The sequence below is a fragment of the Gynurincola endophyticus genome (assembly GCF_003991195.1).
GTDB classification, from domain to species: domain Bacteria; phylum Bacteroidota; class Bacteroidia; order Chitinophagales; family Chitinophagaceae; genus Gynurincola; species Gynurincola endophyticus.
Map to the genome: position 1 here is coordinate 1 of NZ_RCWL01000003.1, position 19275 is coordinate 19275.

Annotated in this window: 13 protein-coding genes; 11 read left to right on the forward strand and 2 right to left on the reverse strand. The window is 38.9% G+C overall.

Features of this window, described 5'->3' with window-relative positions:
* Positions 1 to 1016: 1016 nt before the first annotated feature.
* Together D9O48_RS06605 and D9O48_RS06610 are read right to left on the reverse strand one after the other, a co-directional pair.
* A complete protein-coding gene (locus tag D9O48_RS06605; RefSeq protein WP_126971903.1) occupies positions 1017 to 1460 on the reverse strand; it encodes a hypothetical protein in 444 nt (147 codons plus the stop codon).
* 87 nt (positions 1461 to 1547) lie between these two features.
* Entirely contained in the window at positions 1548 to 3344 is a 1797-nt protein-coding gene (locus tag D9O48_RS06610) for a hypothetical protein (protein ID WP_126971905.1), read from the reverse strand.
* A gap of 732 nt (positions 3345 to 4076) precedes the next feature.
* Here D9O48_RS06610 and D9O48_RS06615 point away from each other — a divergent pair.
* The 11 genes from D9O48_RS06615 (at position 4077) to D9O48_RS06665 (ending at position 19249) form a co-directional block, all read left to right on the forward strand.
* Positions 4077 to 6833 carry a TonB-dependent receptor gene (locus D9O48_RS06615; RefSeq protein WP_126971907.1) on the forward strand — a complete coding sequence of 919 codons (2757 nt, stop codon included), beginning with the start codon at positions 4077 to 4079 and terminating at the stop codon, positions 6831 to 6833.
* Between the two features lie 18 nt (positions 6834 to 6851).
* On the forward strand, positions 6852 to 8051 hold the full coding sequence (locus D9O48_RS06620; RefSeq protein ID WP_158624837.1) for a DUF4876 domain-containing protein: 1200 nt from the start codon (positions 6852 to 6854) through the stop codon (positions 8049 to 8051).
* A 17-nt stretch (positions 8052 to 8068) separates the two neighbouring features.
* Positions 8069 to 9610, forward strand: coding sequence for a DUF6850 family outer membrane beta-barrel protein (locus D9O48_RS06625; RefSeq protein ID WP_126971911.1), 1542 nt, complete (start codon positions 8069 to 8071; stop codon positions 9608 to 9610).
* Positions 9611 to 9612: 2 nt separating this feature from the next.
* Positions 9613 to 11772 (forward strand): HEAT repeat domain-containing protein, encoded by a 2160-nt coding sequence (locus tag D9O48_RS06630; RefSeq protein WP_126971913.1) that lies wholly within the window; start codon positions 9613 to 9615, stop codon positions 11770 to 11772.
* 17 nt (positions 11773 to 11789) lie between these two features.
* Positions 11790 to 14024 carry a hypothetical protein gene (locus D9O48_RS06635; RefSeq protein ID WP_126971915.1) on the forward strand — a complete coding sequence of 745 codons (2235 nt, stop codon included), beginning with the start codon at positions 11790 to 11792 and terminating at the stop codon, positions 14022 to 14024.
* Between the two features lie 37 nt (positions 14025 to 14061).
* Positions 14062 to 14664, forward strand: coding sequence for a hypothetical protein (locus tag D9O48_RS06640; protein ID WP_199750523.1), 603 nt, complete (start codon positions 14062 to 14064; stop codon positions 14662 to 14664).
* Between the two features lie 166 nt (positions 14665 to 14830).
* Positions 14831 to 15562: a hypothetical protein gene (locus D9O48_RS06645; protein ID WP_126971917.1), complete on the forward strand. Its 732-nt coding sequence runs from the start codon at positions 14831 to 14833 to the stop codon at positions 15560 to 15562.
* A gap of 60 nt (positions 15563 to 15622) precedes the next feature.
* The gene (locus D9O48_RS06650; RefSeq protein WP_126971919.1) at positions 15623 to 16354 is read left to right on the forward strand and encodes a hypothetical protein; all 732 of its coding nucleotides are present in this window, start codon (positions 15623 to 15625) and stop codon (positions 16352 to 16354) included.
* Between the two features lie 41 nt (positions 16355 to 16395).
* Positions 16396 to 17130, forward strand: coding sequence for a hypothetical protein (locus D9O48_RS06655; RefSeq protein ID WP_126971921.1), 735 nt, complete (start codon positions 16396 to 16398; stop codon positions 17128 to 17130).
* A gap of 257 nt (positions 17131 to 17387) precedes the next feature.
* Positions 17388 to 18236 carry a UDP-2,3-diacylglucosamine diphosphatase gene (locus D9O48_RS06660; RefSeq protein WP_126971923.1) on the forward strand — a complete coding sequence of 283 codons (849 nt, stop codon included), beginning with the start codon at positions 17388 to 17390 and terminating at the stop codon, positions 18234 to 18236.
* Entirely contained in the window at positions 18233 to 19249 is a 1017-nt protein-coding gene (locus D9O48_RS06665; RefSeq protein ID WP_126971925.1) for a glycosyltransferase family protein, read from the forward strand. Before D9O48_RS06660 ends, D9O48_RS06665 begins: the two co-directional genes overlap by 4 nt.
* Positions 19250 to 19275: the final 26 nt, after the last annotated feature.

Here is a 19275-nt window from a genome sequence, read left to right on the forward strand (position 1 = left end):
ATTAAACCAATTGGTTTAATTACAGAGTCATTTATAGTAAAACAGGTTTATTTTTTGACATATACAGGTACTTATACACTGTTATCAAACTAATTTTAAACCAGCAAATGAATATCGTTTACACTAAAATTGCCATTCCGGCAGGGCTAAAATATCCTGTAAATCCTGTATAATTTGGTTAGCAAATACTCTACTTGGAGGAGCAAAGACCGGGTTTCAATTGCTTGAAACCCGGTTTTGTTTTGTGTTATTGATAGAAAAAACTGAATAGCTGCCCTATTTTTGTCAGTAACAGCCTACCCGGAAATATCCATACTCGCTATAAGTTATAAGAATGGCTCACAAATTTTCGATTCTATGATCTGGAAAACAAAATCAACGGCTCTATCATTCCACAATCGGTCTGCCGTCATGCAGTAAGATATAAAGATCTGTAGTTACAGCTTTGCATTAGCCGCTGACTACCCCAGGTAAAAACAGGCTTTTTAAAATTTTTTCACCAATAGTATCTCGATCAGACGGGAATGCCTGCCATTTCATTTTCAGAGAATAATCTTACATTTTAAACCTATAAGATTAAATAGCAGGTAAATAATTAACCAATTAGTTTAACTATCTAATGAAGGAAAACAGGTTTATTCTGAAACACATAGATGTACTATTAGTACCACTATTCAACCTATTTTAAACCTCCTTGATTTAAATTTACCACTCCGTCAAACCGGAAACAGGCTGTACGTCTTCAATAATCTGATGAACAAATACACTACCCAAAGGAGCGAAAACCGACTTTAAACAGCACTTTTAGCCTTCGCTAATCCATCAATATTTTAATTAAAATGTCCGGTTTTTTGACAAAAAACCGGACAAAACATATAATTTATCAATACCAAAGAAGCATGTTTGATATTGGGAATCACCCTGATGAGATTCACAAATCACGAATCATACATTATGAATCGTTACCAAAATTCACAACTTCGTTTTCTTCTCTATTTAAGAAACAGAATACTCTACTAATCATTCGCCCGGCGATGCCGGTTAGTGAAATCAGGATTTCTGCTGACCGTAATATCTTTAATGATTTTGTTAGCATAATAATTTTTTACGGTAGTATTGAGTAGGCCGTTGTTATTCATCTGCAATGACATAGTCTCTGATTTTTGTAAGGTAGACTCCCAGCTGATCGTTATGTAATAAGCATTCGAAGAAGCCGCTCCGTGATCGCCATAATAAAACTTTGTATATGGCTCAATCGTTTTATTATTATGCGCTATGCCTCCAAAAATAGATTTCGGCTGTATCTGAAGATCTGATAAAAGCTTTGACAAAGGTTGCCCGATATATAAGTTCTTTTTCGCTACCACTTCTGTTTGCAGGTAACTTAATGTATCAGTCACCTGAGCAGAAACCTGAAAAGCAAAAAAGCAGACAACTATCAGAAATATTACTTTTTTCATGAGTATTTTTTTATTTTTTACATCCTGCTCTATGGAAGAGTATTCTGGCAGAATGCAGCATTAAAATGTTTATTTTCCTGATGATGCTTACAAGTTACAGATTCTTGTTTTAACTAACTGAATAGGTGAAGACGCCGTATTTGATACGTTATTGACATACACTCCTTCAAAAATACCGTTGGCATTTTGTTTAGACAAAGTGAGCCCGGTATCAAACTCTTTTAAAATAAAAGCCAGTGTCATTTCCATCGCTTCATCGGGAGAGCGCCCCAGGTTAACAAGGTCGTTAAATGCCAGTTGAGCATCCACACCGATGATGCTGTTAGCATTCCAGTCATTCGTTACAGGATCAAAAAAACTACTTTTAGGGAAATCCCGCAAAAACAGCGACAAGGCAATCGGATCAATAATAGACAATGCATAGGTACTGCCGCCGGCGCCGATCACAAAAAAGTGCTGAAAGTTTTCATTGAGCGCATTGGCCTCTGCAATCGTATAAACATCACCGGCAGAAAATACATCATATATTAAAGACGGGTGTGTATGGAAGCCGCCCATGACAGTCATATTCTGATCCAGAACCTGTATACTCACCGAAGTACCGGTTGCAGCACCAACTCTTAAAGGAGTAGTGGCATACTGTCCGGATGCATCTTTTCCGAATGAAAATGACTTTTCAACATTATCGGTAGGGAGGGTATGTGTCATAGCAGCAATCATTCCCCCAACAGCAGTTTGCGACATTATCTGCATCACTTTGCCATAAGCTTCTGCTGCATCAGCACAAGGAACAGTTCCCTCTTCCTCAGCCTCACCACCTCCTACCGGTGGTGGCGGATCATCGGGATCTTCTACCGGCACTTCTACTTCGGAACAGGGAAGTATATAGTCGGTTCCGGGTGGAGGCGGTTCTGTAGGCACCGTATAGTTTGGATCGGGATTACAATTGAGCGGAGGATAATCATCTCCTGAAGTTCCACCACCACCATGACCATTACCTCCCGGCTGATCACCAGGTGTACCGCCACTTCCTCCTCCCGGTGGATTTACCGGAGGGTCATCGTCTATCGGACAGCTAATCTCCGTTTCATACGCCAAAGTAGCTGTGTAACCCGGAGTAGGTGGCTGGCTCGTACACGTACATACAGGATCGCCGTACGCGTGCCCCATACAACCACACTTCAATCCTGCCACATATTGAAATACATAAGTAGTTACCACCAAACATACATCATCATCACCGCCTCCACCTCCGGGAGTTGGAGTGTCTTCCGGTTCGTCGCCGGTCCGCAGCATACTTCCGGTTGAAGGAGCGCGGCGTTGATTATTGTTTACGATCACTCCATCTTCAAAACGAAGTACGCGTTTTACCTGGCCCTCAAAACTTTTTACAATAATATCACCATCATACTTTCTGGCAGTTTGTGATTGCAGCCATTTCAAAGAAGGTATTAGCAGTACTCTTTCCGTGATTACATTATCCAGGCTATCTTTATACATCATCAGATAATTCAGAAAACCATAACCCACCATTTTATTACTATCCACTTTTATATAGGTATCCGGTTGATAAAGTGGCGTGAGCACTGCCTGACTGCCGGATTCAATCATCCTGTATTGAAAAACATCCCACATAGGGCTGGGGTCAATCTCAATTGTAGCAACCCCCGAATCTGCCCTTCTCAATACATGCTTATCCTGGCGATTACTTTTTTTAACGGCAGCAATTTTCTTATAATGTGCCATGGCTTCCTCCACCGTTAAATTGCGGGATAAAACTTTATCAACTGAAATCTGATCAAACTTTTTACAACTGAAAGGAACGAAAAGGAAGGTGCACACTAAAAAAATCAACCATCTGGTAGCGACTTTGGCTTTCCTCATAAACAGCGGGTTTAATGTTTTGATTATTTAAAGTAGAAGGTTTTCGATAAAGTACAGAAGGGATATACGATAGGCTTATTCTGATTACATATTTTCGGATCGTCACCGAACAATATTGTTTCCTTTAGGGCAGGTGATTAAATGTGGTATTAGCTGACAGGGAGTTTCGGAAGTAGAGCACTATAGCTTACTTCAATGATAAAATAAGTACTTTTCGGGTAAATTTATAACAAAAAATGAGGCATAAAACACTAAAAGCAAACTTAAAGTTCTTTTTACCTTATTATTTAATAATATATTGTTCCTGCTAACATTTACCGATCAGGCATTAATTTGTTTAATTTAATTACTTCAACACTTCAGAATAATAAAGTAAATTATATTTCGGGTAGCTTATCATACGTATACATTCTATGCTTCTAATTCAAAGAAGGCTTTTTTAATTTTAAAGATGATTTTATAGTATAATCTGCATGAACAACAGTCACGTTATTGTAATTTAATAACATGCAGTAAAAAAATTAATGACCGATCTCCTTATTATTTCTTCATTCGACAACTTACTTCCTCATATCGTAAGTCAAACACTGATCTCTAAAATAGTTTTGCTGTTGAATAACCTCCCTTCATCCATATGAGTTTTTAGTTAATCCAATTCTTATTGCTGTTCTGTGTATTTATACATAGTGCAAACCAAGTCGCCTGCCATTTTGGTAACCAGAAATAAATGAAATGATTACTAAGTTTTTTGCTATTCTTCTTTGTACAACTCTTGTGCAAAGCGGCCTTTACTTACATGCAATGCCTGCAGGTACAACTGTTGCGGAACAGATTGTACTAACAGGAAAAGTACTTGACGCAAACGATTCTTCATTACTTGCCGGTGCAAAAATCACCATTAAAGAGCTGGGGCTGGAAACACTCTCCGATGAACAGGGTCGCTTTATGTTCACAGCAGTTCCGAATATTCGCATAACCATATCTGTTGAACACGGACAATATCTTGCTTCTGAAATAATCGTGAACACATCCTCAACGCCGATAAATATTTACTTAAAACGTAATTCTGTTTCGCTACAGGAAGTTGTTGTTATTGGTGTTGAAAACAACAAAGACGGCGTTACTTCTACAAAAATCAACCGCAAAGCAATCGAGCACCTGCAGGCCACCAGCTTACAGGAAGTATTGCAGCTTGTTCCGGGAGCGGTGGTAAGTAATCCGAGTTTTTCAAATGTTACCAGAGCTTCTATCCGTCAGTATGATAGTGACAATCTCGGTTCGTTGGGTACCGCTATTGTAATCAACGGAGCTGCTCTTTCAAACAATGCTAACCTGCAGGCAATTAACACGGCAACGTCAGGGGGCAGTGCGTCATTTTCCACCTCCAGCGGATCGGGTATTGACCTGAGAACAATTACTGCCGATAATATTGAATCCGTTGAAGTGATCAGAGGTATTCCGTCTGTTGAATATGGAGACCTCTTGTCAGGGGCAGTGATTGTTAAAACCAAAGCGCGCAAGGAACCATTTCAAGTGAAAGCGAGGTTCAATCCCGCCCTTACACAATTCTGGGCCGGTAAGGGAATAGAACTGAAGCAAAATAAAGGCGCTTTATTTGTTGATCTTGATTATACCGAGAGTTTAGATAGTGAAACCAATAAATACAGAAATTATAAAAGACTTACCGGATCGGCACAATACAGCCGTACGATCGGAGCGAGAAAAATCTGGTTTACCAATACCACGCTGGCTTTAGGATATTCCCGTGATAAGTATGAAATGGATCCTGATTACATTGTAGATTCTGCTTCTAACTTCGCGCGCGATTTGTCTATAAGATTATCTACCAACGGTTCAATTAATTTCAATAAAAAATTTTCCAGAAAGTTAGACTATGTTTTAAGTGCAAATTATATTGACCAGCAAGGTTATCAGCAGCAGCAATACACAGCAGATATCACCGCAGAATCTTATGCTACTTATAATACGGTGCTGGAAGTTCCTTATCTGCGCTCTACTTATCTGAGCAGAATGTGGGTGAATGGTAAACCGCTTAACTTAAACGGCAGGATTTCGAACAGTTTCTATTTTCTTACCGGCAGCTTTAATCATTCGGTGCTGACTGGTGTAGAATATAAGATGGACGCCAACTATGGTTCGGGAAAAACCTTCTCGCGTCCTCCGCGCAATACTTCGGGAGCAGCATTCCGTGAAAGAGCTTATAATCAGATACCGGCTTTACATCAGGCAGCTATTTACCTGCAGGATAAAATAACTAAAAATATCGGAGATGCCAGATGGCAACTCACTGCCGGGCTTCGTTATGATATTGTTCAGCCTTTTGAATCAGCGTATCATCTCTCGGCATTGTCGCCCAGGATAACTTCTACTTATACGCTACCACAAGGTATTACTTTTCGTGCCGCCTATGGTATTACGTCTAAAGCACCTACTTTACTTTATTTATATCCGGAGAATGCCTATTATGATTTTTATAGCCTGAATCATTACACCACTAACCCGAACGAGCGTTTAGCGCTGATCGCCACGCGGGTATATAACTCACAAAACCGTCAACTGCAATTAACTAAAAACACCAAGTTGGAAGCAGGGGTAGACATTGAATTAAAAATGATTAATCCGACGGCCCGATTATCATTAACCACCTATAAAGAACATACTAATAATGGCTACAGCATGTCTACTACGCTGGAGTCTGTTCAGTTTTCACGTTATCCTGTTTACACAGTTGCAGAAAGACCGGTTGACCAAAAACCGGCTCTCAGTAATGTGGTGGAAACGAATACCCGGTTTGTATCCTATTTTATTCCGACAAACAATATCAACCGAATCAACAAAGGAGTAGAATTTGACCTGGATTTGGGCCGGTTTAATTCAATCAATACTTCCTTTAACATTAGCGGAGCTTATACGTTGACAAAATCAACTTCTAACAACCATTACATTTTTCAACAAAACCTGGCAGACAGGGCTACTACCAGAATCGGTGTATTTGCAGCAGGCCGCGGCGCTGTCAGTGACCGGTTTATTACCACCGTCAGAGCAATACATAATATTCCGCAATTAGGGTTTGTGGTGACACTGGTAGCACAAACAATCTGGAAAGATGCGCATGAATATGTGGGCTATAATGCTTATCCGATCGGCTACATACCTTTTGATAAAGAAGGAAACAATCCGGTACTCAATTATCTGACACCTAAAGAAATTGCCGAAATCGACCCGGTAAGGGATGCTGACATTTATTTAAATATTAACGACGCCATTTTTCTTAAAGAAAGCTGGAAGCCGCTTTGGTTATTCAATCTGAAACTGACTAAAGAATTTAAGAACGGATTGAACTTTTCATTTTTCGCCAACAATGTAATCAACAACAGGCCATTACAAACCAGTACGAGATATCCTACTATATATACTAAAAGAAACATACCAATATTCTTTGGATCTGAAATTTCTATAAAGCTGTAACTATTTAAAATGAAAAAAATGAGAATTAGTGCTTTTCTATTGTTTTTATGCGGAACCATCGCAGTTACATCTTGTCAAAAGAACAATGATGTAGACAATGGTGTAAATTATGCCGTAACAGTAAACTATCCTGCAACATATAATGCCGTAGCGGCTGCGGAAGTAACGGTGGTATTAAAAAACTTAACGACCAATCAGCAAACTGCATTAGTAACAAATGCAGCAGGAACTGCCAATTTTGAAGGTCTGACACCCGGTAATTATTCGATTACGGTTTCTAAAGAATTATCAACAACAGCGGCAGAGGCACTTACAGGTGTTGCGCAGGAAGTATTCCTGAATGCTACAGAACCGCAGGTACAAATTATTGCCGAAGGCAGTAAAACCATTACGCTGACCGGCAGTGCAATCGGCGGATGGGTAATTAAAGAGTTTTACTATTCAGGAGCACCAAACTCCTTCTATTTTTATGATGCATTCATAGAGATATATAATAACTCTACCGATACATTATATGCAGACGGATTATTGATTGGTAATACAAAAGCATCCTCTTCTTCTACTACAGCAGTATATGGTTTTATTGCGGAGGGCCGTGATGACGTTTATCTCGCAACAATCCTGAGAATTCCGGGTAGCGGTAAAGAACACCCTGTAGCTCCGGGTAAATCAATCGTGATTGCAACAGATGCGATCAATCATAAAGATGATCCGAATGGCAATGCGAACTCTCCTGTAAACCTGGGTCAGGGTATTGCAGATTTTGAAGTATTCTTTTATGTAAATCCGAACACTCCAGACACTGACAATCCTGATGTTCCGAATGTTGACATTTTACATTCTTATTCAACTACCTTATTCGATTACCTGCCAGGTGTTTTCGGTAGCGGATTAGTCATCTTCGAACATAGCGATGCTGCATCTTTACCAAAATTCACAGAACCAAATACCACTTCAAGCTCACTCTATGCACAGGTGCCAAAAGCTTCTATTATTGATGGAGTAGATGCAGTGGCGAACAGCAATATCCGTACAGAGCAAAAAAGACTTCCGATTGGCATTGATGCAGGTATGAACACTGTAGGTTCTACGTATACCGGAACTTCTCTGCGCAGAAAAGTAAAACAGGAAATCAACGGTCGTAAAATATTACAGGATACCAATAACTCTTCGAACGACTTTGAAGTAGCTAACACACCAACTCCTAAAGGTTGGTAATAACTCAAGGATATAAAATGAAGACTCTTTTTTATCTGGTTGTTCTTCTTTTGCCGGCTGGTGCTTTCGCCCAGCCGGCAGCGGAATGGCAAAAAGCACAGTGGCGGCAAAACACTGTGCTTTTTGACAACCCCGTTTTTTTGGCAGATAACGATAGTATAAACATCGGTAATGCTTCTTTGCAATATTTCTCCGGAAACAATAAATTCAGAGATGCCTATATGCCTGAAAAATCACAAGGCTTTAAAGTACAATCTGAAAAATTTCTTTCTTTCAATAATTGGGTGATTTATGGAAATTTTCATTTTTCAAAATTTGAAGATTTTCAAACGCGCATGACTTCAATGAATAATCCCTATAGTGACAATCCTTACCAGGTTGCAGATTCTTCCTATGGAGACTGGAGGAAACAACACTATTTGCTACAGGCAAAAATCGTATCGCCAAAAATCAACCGCTATACGCGTGCCGGAATAGGACTCACTTATGAAGTATTAAACGGAGCAAGACAAAAAGATCCGCGCCCGCTAGACAAGACAATCAACATTGAACTCACTCCTTCTCTGATGTTTGACCTGCACAATCATTGGAAACTTGGTATAAACGGATACTACAACAGAAAGAGAGAAGATCTTTCCATTTCTCTGGAAAATCACTTAAGAAATAAAGAGATATTCAAACTGAGTGGTATGGGTGAGTATTTGTACAACGGACCAATTATTCTGGGATCCTTGTCCAGAGCTTATGAAGGCAATATCTATGGCGGAGGAATTAGTGTAGGATATGATTTTAATCAAAACAAAAGGCTACGCTCTATCATTTCTTTCAAGCAGAATACTGAAAATGTTACCGATGGAACTTCTACTCCTTTTAATGGCGGAAAACATCAATACAATGATATAGAGGCGCAATTGGTTTATAGCTCCGTTTCCACATCGAAAGAACACCAGTTATCTGTATATCTGCTTAACAGAAACATCTCCAATACAGAATATGTTCAGGTTTATAACACCACTACTCAATCTTATATCGTCATTCATCAGTCTGAAATGAATTCAAAAATACGTACCGAAACAAATATCCGGTATCAGCTTTTGTTGACCGGAAAAGAAAAACGAGTCAACTGGATTTTGGGAGCGGGAACGAATCTGAGAAGTTCGGAAGAATTATATCCGAGCACCAACGGGCTGGAACAACTCACTACTTTACAAGTTTCGCTTGAGTCTGGTAAATGGATTCATTTTCCTAAAAGTCAACTGTTGATAAAATATAATGGCAGTTATCAGACCGCATTAAGCAGTCAACTGAGATATATTCATAAATCTTTTTCAAACAACTTTGCCGCCTATCAGATCACTTATCCAAACTTCTATTTTAACAGTATAGATCAATTATCCAACAGGCTCGATGTACAATATAGTTTTTCAGTTCCTAAGGTATTATCACAACTTTATGTAAAAGGGTCTTATACGCACTTCTCAAACACAAGGGATAATACTTATTACAAAGCAGGTTTAGCTAATCAATTTTATTCAATCTCAATCGGAGTATTTAATTAATAATGATACAGAAGATTTATATATTATTGGCTATTTTTTTATATTCCAATGCTTACGCTCAATCAGTAAAGTCGTCTTTTGCAATTGTAATTGACAATGAGCACTATCAGCAGTTGTCTAAAGAAATCAGCGCCTATCGGTCAATACTCCTGGAAGAAGGGCTGAATGTTCATCTGGTTATAGAACAAGATCCGCAGCCTGAAAACATACGACAATATTTACATAAGTTGTACACTGATAGTTTTCTTGAAGGAGCTGTTTTTATCGGTAATATTCCTGTACCGATGATCAGAGATGCGCAACATCTGACTTCTACTTTTAAAATGCCACAACAGATGGACTGGATAGAGTCATCTGTACCATCTGACAGGTTTTACGATGACTTCGATTTGAAATTTGAGTTCATCAAAAAAGACGAAGAAAACAAACTTCTTTATTACTATAAACTACTTCCCGAAAGTGATCATGCTATCAGCATGGATATTTATTCAGGTAGAATAAAAGCACCCGCAACGTCAATAGATGAAAGTGTTGCTTACATCAGAAAGTACTTGAATAAGCTGGTGAGTGAAAGGCAAAAAAACAATCCGCTCAGTCACGTTCTGGCATTCACAGGTGAAGGATATAATTCGAATGCATTAAACAGCTGGGGAAGTCTGGTAACCGGTTACAGAACTCAGTTTGCAGATCTGTATCAGCAGCCCAACCATATCCGTTTCATGAATTTTCGTAATAAAGAGAATATTAAACCGGTATTAATGAGCGCGCTGAAAAACCATGAACTGGATTTTGCCTATTTAAACGGGCATGGCTTACCGGATGAACAAATACTAAGTGGACATCCTGAAGTCTCCAATCCGCAGGCTTCTATGGAGAATGTATCTCGTTATGTAAGGCAAAAAATACGCGAAACTGATGAGGCGCAGCAAAGCGAAAGAAAAAATCAATTTCAAAGAATACTGGGCTTAAATGATAAATGGTTCGGTAACATTTTTGATACAACTGCCATTGCTGCCGACTCTCTTTACCATGCTCAAAAAGTTATTTCGATTGCAGACCTGCGTTCTGCCGAAATAAATGCCAGACTCGTATATCTTGACGCCTGTTTAACCGGTTCGTTTCAGCTAAATGATTACCTAGCCGCACATTATCCATTTGGAAATGGCCAAAACATAGCAGCAATAGCAAATAGTGTTGGTGTATTACAAGATCTTTGGGCTAATCAGCTCATCGGTTTATTGCAATTCGGTACCAGAGTTGGCAATATTCTTAAACACACGGCTTATCTGGAAACGCATATTTTCGGAGATCCTACCTTCTTCTTCAATTATAAAGAAGATGTAACTGTGTGGAATAATCACATTACACATAATAAAAATATTCAGCACTGGAAGAAGCAACTAAGTACTCCACATCCCGATATACAGGCACTGGCCTTAACAAAAATCAGTCAGTTAGATAAGAAGGAAAAAGCAACAGCACTCCTCAGAAATTATTTCTACAACAGTTCTCTGGAAACAGTACGGACAACCTGTTTTCTTTTGCTAAAAAAAATACAACCTGCCGATTGGTATAAGATTGTCATTGATGCTTCGCAAGATAATTTTGAATACCTGCGCCGGATTGCCATTACAGAAATGGGAGAAATAGGCCACCCTTCATTTATTCAACCAATGATAGAATTATACTTTCAGGACAGGCATACCAACAGAACTGTTTTCAATGTAGAGCGGGTTATGCTTTTCTTTGACAAAGAGTCTGTACTGACTGCTATTGACAGTGCAGCCGCCCATCAACCCATTTTCGATCGGATCGCAATTGAAGAACTTAAAGAGAAAGTGAGCAAGGAAAGTTTCTTTGACAAAGCTTACCTCGATTTAAACAAATCCCAAACGACGAACAGACAAGCCGGCTTCGCGATTACCATCATGCGTGCATATAGGTTTCACCAATATGTACCGGTAATAATTGAATTTATTCGATCGAGCTTAAAGAATGAAGAACAACTCATACCTGCGCTGGAGGCTCTGTCGTGGTTTAACAGATCTGTACAAAAAAAGGCGATAATCGAAGTTTGTCAGGAAGTTATAGATTCAAAACAAACTTCTGAAAAAGCAAGACAAGAGGCATTCAGAACAAAAAAAATCTTACAATATCAATAAAATATAGTTATCGTTTTATGTCAACAAGTTTAGCACGCGTAGCGTTTCGATCAAAAATGCTATTATTACTCGGAAGTATCATCTTCTCCGGAACTATAGCAAAAGCACAATCAATTATCAACCCATCAGTAAAAACATCTTCCAGTTTTGCGATCGTCATTGATAACAAAACTTATGAAGCCGTAGAAAAAGAAGTACTTGCTTATAAAAGCAGTATCGAAGCAGATGGATTAGGTACTTATATTATTTCGCATAACTGGAAAAATCCCGAAGAGATAAGAGAGGTGTTAAAAAAATTATATAAAGCACCTAAAAGTCCTTTGGAAGGAGTTGTATTCATTGGTAACATTCCGGTACCAATGATCAGAGAAGCACAATACCTTACCTCTACTTTTAAAATGGTGGAAACCATCAGATGGGATCGTTCATCAGTTCCATCTGACCGGTTTTATGACGACTTTGATCTTCAGTTTGAATTTCTGAAGCAGGATGAAGATTCAAGTCGTAAAAACCTGTTCTATTATAAGATAAAAGCGGAGAGTCCTCAGTATATTGAAATGGATATCTACTCTGCACGTATCAAACCTCCGGCAGAAAATCAGCAAAGCAGTATTGAGCAGATCAGAAATTATCTGCAAAAAGTGGTAGCTGTAAAAAAGGAAAGCAATCCATTAAACAATATGATTGTATCTACTGGTCACGGATACAACTCTAATTCAACCATTAGCTGGGCGGGAGAAGTAGCAGCAATTCGTACCACATTTCCTGCTCTATTTACCAAAGGTCATTCCATTAAATTTCTGAACTACCGGAATGCCGATTTCATGAAGAACAATTTACTGACTGAGTTAAGAAGAGAAAACCTGGATCTGGCTTTCATGACCGGACATGGAACTGCTACTTTACAACTACTCAATGGATATCCGGATGCATCTGCACCACAACCATCTATGGAAAATGTTGCTCGTTACATACGCTCAAAAATGAGAAATGCAAAAGAAGCCGGAAGAAATCTGGAAGAAGTTAAAGCAGGGTTTCAAAAATCATTGGGTTTGAACGATAAGTGGTTTGAAGATGCTTTCATTCAGGAGAAAATTGACGAGGACTCGATATTCAATGACAAACTGGATATGCAGACCTGGGACCTTCAGAATATCAACGCAAGAGTCGCCTACCTGAATTCCTGCCTCACAGGATCATTCCATCTCAATGATTATCTGGCAGGTTACTATCCATTCTCCAACGGTAAAAACGTTGCGGCATTTGCAAACTCGGTAGGTGTTTTACAAGATTTATGGAGCATTCAATTATTGGGAATATTACAACATGGTGTGCGTGTTGGTCATTTATTGAAAAAAACCGCTTATCTGGAAACACATATCATGGGTGATCCAACCTATCATTTTCAGGCACCACAGCAGAAATACTATAATAGTTTGATGGGTAGTCAAACGTCTTCAGCCAAAGAGTGGCAAAAGATTTTAAAAAATGGTGACGCCGATTTGCAATCTTATGCGCTTACTGAACTATTTAAAACACAACCGGAAGCTCAATTCACCAGTCAACTATACAATATCCTGACCGGGCACACGAACGAGTCGGTTAGAACACAAGCTTACTTTTTACTTCGCCGGTACGAAAATACCGATTTAAAGAAGCTGGTTACAGTAGCACTCAATGACAACTATGAATATATTCAAAGAAAAGCCGCTTATGATATTGCAGAGCAGGGCGATGATGAATTATTCAAAGAAACACTCACTCATTACATCAATAATCAGGAAATGAAGCGGGTGATTTACAAACTGGATTGGAGTATTCCGTTTTTTAATAACACTATTTCATTACCGGAAACTGACCGTTTATTAAAAAATGATCCGGACAACAAAGAGTTGCATGAAAAACTAACCAGAAAACTCACTTACGAAAAACAAAAGTTGTCAAAAATGGAAGACAACTTACGAAATGAAAAAGCAACTGACAAAGAACTGATTGCAGATTTAAGAACATTAAGAGCCTATAGATATCATCAATTAGTTCCAGCAGCATTGGCATTGGCCGGTAACACAAAGTCTGCTGAACAGGTTAGGGTAGCAGCATTAGAGGCACTCTCATGGTTTGGTTTTTCTTATCATAAGCAAGAAATTTTACAGTTATGTGAAAAACTTACAAGCGATGCTAACCCTGCGGTGGCAACTCAGGCATTAAAAACGATTCATGTGATTAAGGAAACAGGCAGACGTCCATTCTAAATCATCAACCATATTTTAAACATATCAACCATAAAAAATGAAAAGTATTTCGTTAACAATGATCAGTGTGTTTGTAGCAATGATTAGTTTTGCACAAAGCAAAGAAAATATTCTTCCTGCAGAAGTTCAGATTAAGGTAGCGGTACAGGCTGCTCCGCCAGAATTCAGAGAAGCAGCAACCGTACTCGGTTATAATGCAAAAGGAGAGCTGGTAACACTGCGCAAAGGAACAAACGACTATACCTGTCTGGCACCTGATTATAGAACACCCAGCTATTTTGCCGCTTATTGTTATCATAATTCATTAGAACCTTTCATGAAACGTGGCAGAGAATTAATAGCGGAGAACAAACGTAAAGAACGGGATGCCATCAGAGAAAAAGAAATTGCAGAAGGCAAACTCTCCATGCCAAAAACACCCACTGCACTTTTTGGATATTGGGGTTCTTTCAATAAGTTAAATAAAGAAACAGGCGAAATGAGTGATTTCAAAAGAAGATATGTAATTTATGTTCCTTTTGCTAAAGCTGCGGACCTGGGACTTTCTAACAAACCCAATAACCTGGGTCAACCCTGGCTGATGGATGAAGGAACATTTAAAGCACATATTATGATCACTCCTTCATTAGACCACCATTAAATGATAAAAACCCAATAACACATCCAAGTCCTGTTTTTAGACCAATAAGCATCCCGAAGGATGCTTATTTTTTTTAAATGACCTATTAAGATTCATTTTCTTTAAGAAAAAAACATTTTTTGATGACTATTGAACCAGTTGTACGATATAAACTAAAAACCAAACTATGTTTTTTCGAAGTATCTCCCGTTTTTCGGGGAATCTGTTGCTTATTCCTGTTACAGCGTTCTTACTCAACGCCTGTAAGAAAGATAAAGAAGATGTGCCGGAGCTGGGTACCTGTAAGTCAGTAACGTTAGGGCCGGGATTGAGCCAGGTGAATGCAACCCAATATTTGTATGAATCGTCTACCGGCGCAATTATTCGTATTGACAGGATCTCACCCGGAGGTTTAGTGATTAACATGAGTGATAAGAATTATCCATACTTATCTATTGAGTTCTGGGGAGGCTCCGATGATCACCAGACCCCCAGCCCTGCCAGTCACGAAAACCTGAACGGTAAACATATTAAAGATAAAGTAGGAACCAACCGTACGCTTATTTTTCCTGGTGGCACTAAAATGACAATAACAGCTACTGCACCCTGGCATTTTGGAGAAGTTACAGCTATCAGCGTTTATGATGGTGATATCGTTCATCATTTCAACATAAGCTGCTTTAAGCTTGAATATAGCACCGTGAATGGAACAATCGCAAAGCTATTGGAAGAAGCACAACCAGACGGAGAAACCAGCACCTATGAATTTACGGAAACAGGGCTCATCTATTACAATATTTATACAGAAGATACTCCCGGCAATAAAGTTGAAAAACGGGAAAACCTTGGAGGGCTGGAACGGGACCAACCTAACCTGATCAACGACTATTATGATGATCCCCGCATCGGACATACCTAACAATCCATACGCTTTATACTTCCGGGTAACATTTCATATATCATAAATTTATCACTATACATGTTTATTCGAAAATTATCAGACAGATGGCTTTTACCGGCGATATTTATTGCTCTAATACTTACTTCCTGCAAGAAATCAAAAGAAGATCAGGAAGAGGCTCCTCAATTTGGTACTTGCAAACAAGTTAATCCAGGCCCGGGATTAAGTCAGCTGAGCGAAAAAATATATCTCTATGAATCTGCTGGTGGAGCAACAATCCGTATTATCAGAAATGCACCTGAATCATTGACAATTTTGATGGGCGACAAATCCTATCCAAACTTCAATATTGAATTTTGGGGCGATGAAGCAGAAGGGCTCTTATCTCCGGCAAGTCATGAAAACCTGAACGGTAAACACATCAAAGACAGGTTTGCCAATAACCGTACGATGATATTTCGTGACGGTACAAAAATGACTTATGTATCACCAGCGCCATGGCATTTTGGAGGAATTACCGCTATTAGCATTTACGATGGAGATATTGTTCATCACTTCAACATGACCTGTTTCAAACTGGAGTACAGTACCATAAACGGCGTAGCCGCTAAACGCCTCGAAGAAGAGCAAGCGGATGGAGAAACCAGCACCTATGAGATTACAGCAACAGGACTTCTCTACTACAATATCTATACAGAAGATACTCCCGGAAACAAAGTTGAAAAAATAGAGCAACTGGGAGGCTTAGAAAGAGACAAACCCAACCAGATAAATGACTTTTTCGATGACCCGCGTCTGGGACATACTTAAAAGCCCCAAAAACAGCTGATAGAATAAAATCAAAACATACTATGTTTAATAGAAACCTTTCGCAACCATGGCTTTTGTTTGCAATGTTCGCTGTTCTCGTATCAACCTCCTGCAAAAAGTCGAAAGGAGAACAGGAAGAAGAAACGCCTGTATTAGGTAGTTGTAAGACAGTTTCTACCGGCCCCGGGCTCAGCAAATTGAGTGAACAGGTATACGTCTACGAATCTGTAGCAGGAGTAACGATCAGAATCGAAAGAAAATCCCCTGAGTCACTGATCATTAAACTGCGTGACAATGCTTATTCGAACTTCGAATTTGAATTCTGGGGAGATGGGGAACCGGGGCAATTATCTCCGGCCAGCCACGAAAACCTGAACGGTAAACATATCAAAGACAGGTTTGGTAAAAACCGGACAGTGATATTCCGTGACGGTACAAAAATGACCTATGCATCACCGGCTCCATGGTACTTTGGAGGCGTTACAGCTATTAGTATTTATGACGCTGATATTGTTCATCACTTTAACATGACCTGTTTCTCCTTAGAATATAGTACAGTAAATGGGTTAGCAGCAAAAAATCTCGAAGCAGAACAACCGGATGGAGAAACCAGCACTTATGATATTACAGAATCCGGGCTTCTCTTTTATAATATTTATACAGAGGAGACGCCGGGAAATAAAGTTGAAAAGATAGAGAAATTGGGAAGTTTAGAGAATGCTAATCCCAATCTCGTGAACGATTTTTTTAACGATCCGAGGTTAAGTTATACTTAACAACATATTCTCTAATACACTTTATGAGGGAATCGGATATTTTCTGGCACGATTCACCTCCAGTCGATAAAAGCTGCGTCATTGAATTTTTCTTTATCTGAAAAAATGTAATCGATTGTATATCTAACGATTAAACAATGCTGTAACCCAACAGCAGTTATTTATATGGTATTTATCAACTCAGAAAATACCCGAATTAATAATTTGGTAAAGATTCTGTAAACAATAAATCATACGGCACTTCTACTTTTATGTCCATGAAAGGTCATAAAAGAAACGTAGATATTCTTGTTCTTTCAGATATTCACCTCGGTACCTACGGATGTCGTGCAAAAGAACTACTCCAGTATTTAAAAAGCGTTAACCCCAAACAAATTGTTCTGAACGGAGATATTATTGATATCTGGCAATTCAGTAAACGATACTGGCCTAAAAGCCACATGAAGGTGGTAAAACATTTAATGGGTTGGGCGAGCAAAGGGAAAAAAGTTTATTACATCACGGGTAATCACGACGAAATGTTGAGGAAGTTTGCCGGATTAAAAATGGGTTCGCTTCAAATTGTTAACAAACTTGTACTAGACTTACCGGATAATAAAAAAGCATGGATTTTTCACGGAGACGTTTTTGATGTAACCATGCAGCATTCCAAATGGTTGGCAAAGCTGGGTGCGATCGGTTATGATAGTCTGATTTTATTAAACAGCTTTGTAAATTTCATCTCAGAAAAAATATTCCGCCAGGGTAAACTCTCTCTTTCCAAAAAAATCAAGAACAGTGTAAAATCGGCCGTCAAGTTCATCAATAATTTTGAACAAACAAGTGCTGACATTGGTATTATGAATCAGTATGATTATGTGGTATGTGGTCATATCCATCAACCGGAAATGAGAGAGATTTCGAATTCAAACGGTTCTATTATGTATTTAAATTCTGGCGACTGGATAGAAAATCTCAGTGCTCTAGAATTTCAAAACGGAGAATGGACACTTTACCGTTATGATAAAAGTCATTTTTCAGAAATACTGGTAGAAGAAGAAGAGTTCAATGACTCAATTCTCTTTTCAAATCTGTTACACGAATTTAACCTGATGAAAGCAATATGAGAATACTATATGCAATACAGGGAACCGGCAATGGCCATATCAGCCGCGCCTTCGACATCATTCCTATTTTGCAAAAAAAAGGCAATGTAGATATTTTAATCAGCGGAACACAATGTGATATAGAGCTACCTTTCGAAGTCAACTATCGTTTCAGAGGATTAAGTTTTACATTTGGAAAAAAGGGTGGCGTAGATCTGGTGGACACATTGAAGAAAAGTAATTTCAGACAATTAGTAAGAGAAATCAGAACTGTTCCGGTAGACGAGTATGACATTGTGATTAATGACTTTGAACCTGTTTCTGCGTGGGCATGTTATCTTAAAAACAAGCCCTGCATTGCGCTTAGCCATCAGGCAGCAGTGATGCAACCTCAGTCACCTAAGCCTTCACATAAGGATATTATCGGTCGGGCGATTATGAGCAAATATGCTCCGGCCACTCATCATTTCGGTTTCCACTTCAAATCTTATAACGACAAGATATACACACCGGTTATACGCAATCAGATCCGGTCGCTCACTCCTACTAATCTTGGCCATTACACCGTGTATCTTCCTGCATATAGTGACGAACGAATTTTACAGGCTCTCAGTACCTGCGCCGATATCAAATGGCAGGTATTTTCAAAGCATTGTAAGAGGGCATATACGATAAACAACATATCTTTTTTTCCGATTAATAATAGTGCCTTTATAGAAAGCATGGCGTCTTCGGAAGGAGTTCTTTGCGGTACAGGTTTTGAGACACCCGCCGAAGCGCTTTACTTAAAAAAGAAATTACTGGTAGTTCCTATGAAAAATCAGTATGAACAACACTGTAATGCCGCTGCGTTGCAGGAAATGGGTATACCGGTGATGAAATGTTTAAAGGAAAAGAATTTAAAGTTGCTGCGTACATGGGTAAACTCATCAACACCTATATCAGTGAACTATCCCGACAAAACGGAAGAAATTATTGATGAAGTTTTGACTACAATGTATAATAACCAGCCGGCCCCCATCTTTACTTATTAATTCAATCAATAAGCTCTTTAAATCAA